Raw genomic sequence first — 214 nt, 5'->3', positions numbered from 1 at the left:
GTTTGATGGTGGTTGCTTTTGGAGATACATGCGCATTCATTGACGATAGCGGCTTTTCGTCACTCGCCGCAGATCGTATGAGGGCTGACAGGTGTTCGCCACAACCCTTGCAGCGCCTGTGAGATCGAGCGCCGCCCGCGCGGCGCATCGCGACACAAGGCCGCTCCTACATCTGTTTCGGGCCAGTCTGTTCTGTGCCATCACCTGGTCCGCC

Source organism: Pseudomonas sp. NPDC089406 (assembly GCF_044900265.1).
GTDB classification, from domain to species: Bacteria; Pseudomonadota; Gammaproteobacteria; order Pseudomonadales; family Pseudomonadaceae; genus Aquipseudomonas; species Aquipseudomonas fakonensis.
This window is presented reverse-complemented; position numbering follows the sequence as displayed.